This window comes from Paraburkholderia sp. (assembly GCF_024281035.1).
Taxonomy (GTDB): domain Bacteria; phylum Pseudomonadota; class Gammaproteobacteria; order Burkholderiales; family Burkholderiaceae; genus Paraburkholderia.
In genome coordinates, this window is the sequence record NZ_JAMXLH010000015.1 from 1 (window position 1) to 3803 (window position 3803).

A 3803-nucleotide genomic window follows, 5' to 3' on the forward strand; every position below is an offset into this window, starting at 1 on the left:
CCGGGCAGGAGCAACTGGTGCACGCGTGGCGGATGGGCCTGAGCGGCACCAACCCGCTTCCACCGAAAGTGATGGCGCTTTTTGACCTGCTGGTTCACGACACGATGTTGACGAGCTGGCACGATCACCTACTTTCGCCGACGCTGTACTTCCAGACACGGGCGACCGATACGTTCGGCGTGAGCGATTACGTCGGGGAAGAGAAGTAGCACGTGCGCGACGAGCGGACCGCGGAGCACGCGAGGTGCATCAGTGAGTCGATGGTTCCAGCTTCGAAGTAATCGTGGGGAAAGGCAGTGCGACGCCTCATCGCACGCTATCAGTCGAATTGAGCGTCGTAGTAACTCTGAAGGTTTAACCCAGGAGCATAGTTATGCCAGGTATCATTCGCGTCGGTGATGGCCATACCGGCGGCGGTGTAGTGGAATCCGGTTCCAGCGACTGTTTTTTCATGGGATGTGCGGTTGCGCGGATTCGTGATCGCGTTATGTGTCCAAAGCATGGGGACAATCGCATTGCCACAGCAACGTCGGGTGCATTCGATAACGGCCTTGAAGTCGCGCAACACGGTGATCTGTGCGAATGCGGCTGCCGCTTGATTTCATCGCTTCAAAATAGCGGGCGGCGCTAAGCAATGGCCCTCGACTTCTCGAAGCTTCCGCCTGAAATGCGCGTTCCCGATGCGCCGCCATCCTATCTTGTCTGGACCGTAGTTTTTCTTGTGCTGACGCTGCTCGGCATCTTTGCAGTGCTGCTGCTGTGGCCGGCCAGCGAACCGACTCAGACGCCGTGGTTCTGGACGTGCGTGTCTGTATTCCCGGCGGGTTTCGCTGCACTCCTTGTATCGCGCCGCTACCGCCACTACGAAGCGATACGGTGCGACGCGATGGAGTGGAACAAGGCGCAAAAGCAATACATCAAGCAGGCGTTCGATCGAGAAAGTATTCCAGTTCTGGTGCTGGGTTGTGCGATGCGCGTGACGGATGACGACGAGACGGATGGGCTCGGGAAGATTATCGATGGAACACTGACGCTTGATGCACGGGCTTCGACACATGAAGATAACCAATCCATTTCTGCACGCTGCCTTGAGCCGGAAGACGCGCGCTTTGCAGCCAACGATGCCGAGCGTCACGCCCGGGTTCTGGAGTGGCTCTATGACCGTCTGCTGGCGGACCTGGCCGGGGCGATCAACGCACTTCCTGTAGAACTGGCGCTGCACGTGCGGCTCGAAGTGTCTGGATATGCAGGCACGACAGATGTACTCGCGTTGTGGGAGCAACGCTGGAGTGCCCAGAAGCTGCACGCTGCGCATCCATTTCTCGCAACAGAAACCCCTGGATTGATGGCCCTCGATTCCTGGCTCGACGATCCGCAGGGGCCGCTGGATAAACGTGCACTTCTGCTCGTTTCAATAGGGTTGCAAGCCGGTCTCGACGATGCGCCGCAGGAAGGTTCGGCGGAAGCAGGGATCGGGCTGCTGCTGGTTTCAACCTCGATTTCCAGCAGGCACAGTTTGCGCCCAGTTGCGGCGATTCACCGTCCGGTGCAATCGCAGAACGACAGGCTGGATCACGCGATGACCAACGCACTTCGCTGGGGGAGTACAGTCGTACGGGATTTGGGAGCCGCATGGATGACAGGATTCAACGGGGAATCGGTGGGGCCGTTGCACACGGCGCTGAGCCATGCGGGTGCGAGCATGCCACGTGACGATGCGCTCCAGGAATTCAATCTTGATCGTGCGGTAGGCAAAGCCGGGCAGTCGGCGGGCTGGCTCGCCGTTGCCTGTGCTGCGCAAATGGCGTCACAGGCAGCAACACCGCAACTCGTTGCTGAGCGCAGTGCCGATCTCACGTTTCTCTCCGTCGTAGCAACTCACGATCAATATCTGAATAACGTTTCTCTTTCCGCATGAACCGGATATTTAAATTCGATCTTCTCGCAAGCATCCTTTGCGTCGTTCTGCCAGGTTTGCTCATCTGGGTACGGCCGGATTGGGTTGGCATCGCGCCCGAGAACCGTGGTTCGGCCATTGCGGCGTTGTGCGCTATGTTCGTCGTTATGCTGATCGTATTCAGCTTTGGCGATTCGTCCCAGCCAGCCAGGGCGTGGCGCGCTGTTCGACAGTGGGCAAAAGAACATGGCCAGCTGGGGCAGGTCACTTCTCCCGCCAACAGCGGTCATGCAAGCGGTCATCGTGCTGCGGTCCTGAAGCAATTGCTTGCCGACCACCACGGCCCACGCTGGCGCCGCCGCAGCCGCTGGATTCTCATCGCTGGCGACGAACCCCTCGTCAACCGTCTTGTCCCCGGCCTCGTAGGTAGCGGCTACGTCATCACGCACGACGCAGTCTTGCTGTACGCCAGGCAAACCGGCGACGCACTCGATACCGCGTGGCTCGACCAGATCCGCCGCTTGCGGCGCGACCGCCCGATTGACGCGATTGTGGCGGTCACGCGGAACCGTACCTCGATAAATGCGCCGTTCGACCCCGAAGGGCTTGCGCGGCAACTCGCACGCCACGCCCGCGCGCTGCGCTGGGCCGCACCGGCGTACCTGCTGAACGTGACGGACTTCGGCGCCGAATCCGGGGGGCCGGACGAGGCGATCGGTTTCACCTGGTCGAACGCCCGCGTGAACGCCGGCGATATTCAAACGTCGCTGCAACATCTCACCCGCAACCTTGCCGATACAGGCGTCGTGCGCATCGGCTTGAATCGTGCCGACCGCTATCCGGCTCAGCTATCGCAGCACATCGAAAGGCTCGGCAGCGCGTTATCCGAACTCGTATTGCAAACGGCCCGCTCGCGTTACTGGCGCCATCCCGTTCACGGCCTGCTGTTTGCGCCGCTCTTCAAGGTGCGGGATCAGGCGTCATCGGCAACAAAGGAACAAACAAACAACGAAACAGAAGCCGCGTCCCTGGCGCCGCACAATCACGCGATCTGGCAGGCGGTCGCCGACCACAGCCGCCAGATCCACGGTCGGCGCTTTGGTTTTTCGCTTTCGGCTTCCGCGGCGTGGATTGCCACCGGAGCAGTCGGTCTCTGGATTGCAGGCATGATGGTCTCGGGTTTGACGAACCGGGCGACGATCGGCACGGCTGGCGCGACGCTCGCAAATCTCGCGGGCGCCAGGGAGACGCAGGCGTTGCAGGCGCTCGACAGTCTCGACAAGCAGATGGACACGCTCGAAATACGCGGGCGTGACGGCGCGCCGTGGCAAACGCGCTTCGGCCTGAATCGCGACAGCGCCTTGCGCGCCGCGCTCTGGCCCGGCTATGCGGTTGCCGCGAGCCGCATTCTCGTCGGCCCGATTCGTCACAAGCTGGAGGATCGCCTGCGCCAGCTCGCCTCGATGTCCGACGAAGAAATCGCAAGTGGCGGCAGCGCTCAGGCGCAGGCCGCCTACGACACGCTCAAGGCTTACCTGATGCTCGCGAAGCCGGAGCAGACTGAGGCTGCCTTCCTCACGACTCAACTCGTCGCAACGGGCTTTCCCCTGCGCCCGGCACGCTCGCCGCTTTCGCCGGGCGCGTGGGAGGATCTGCGTGTGCACGCCATTGCGTTCTTTGCGAATCACGCCGGGCCTGGTGCGCCTCGTACGCCCAAGGGGGCGGCGGCGCTTGCCATCGTGCCGGACGCTGGACTTGTCGCCGCCACGCGTCAGACGATCGTCGGCGTGCGCGGCATCCAGAACTCGACGGAGGCCGTCTATCAGCAGATTCTCGACGATGCGAAGCCGAAATATCCTCCGGTGTCGCTTGCCACGCTGCTTGGCGATACCACCAGCCGGGGCCT

Annotated in this window: 3 protein-coding genes and 1 pseudogene; all 4 read left to right on the top strand. The window is 61.7% G+C overall.

What is annotated here, in order from left to right; translation table 11 throughout:
• Positions 1 to 209: pseudogene (locus Q0L30_RS03535) on the top strand (hypothetical protein); the annotation flags it as partial.
• A 164-nt stretch (positions 210 to 373) separates the two neighbouring features.
• The gene (locus tag Q0L30_RS03540; RefSeq protein WP_296651248.1) at positions 374 to 631 is read left to right on the top strand and encodes a PAAR domain-containing protein; all 258 of its coding nucleotides are present in this window, start codon (positions 374 to 376) and stop codon (positions 629 to 631) included.
• 3 nt (positions 632 to 634) lie between these two features.
• A complete protein-coding gene (locus Q0L30_RS03545) occupies positions 635 to 1918 on the top strand; it encodes a hypothetical protein (RefSeq protein ID WP_296651249.1) in 1284 nt (427 codons plus the stop codon).
• Positions 1915 to 3803, top strand: a 1889-nt coding sequence (locus Q0L30_RS03550) for an ImcF-related family protein (protein ID WP_296651253.1), incomplete at its 3' end; no start/stop codon positions are given. The genes Q0L30_RS03545 and Q0L30_RS03550, both read left to right, overlap by 4 nt.

What these genes read in the sequence shown, in the direction of transcription:
- Q0L30_RS03545 (WP_296651249.1), top strand. Translation starts at nt 635, where the DNA reads ATGGCCCTCGACTTCTCGAAGCTTCCGCCTGAAATGCGCGTTCCCGAT.
- Q0L30_RS03540 (WP_296651248.1), top strand. Translation starts at nt 374, where the DNA reads ATGCCAGGTATCATTCGCGTCGGTGATGGCCATACCGGCGGCGGTGTA.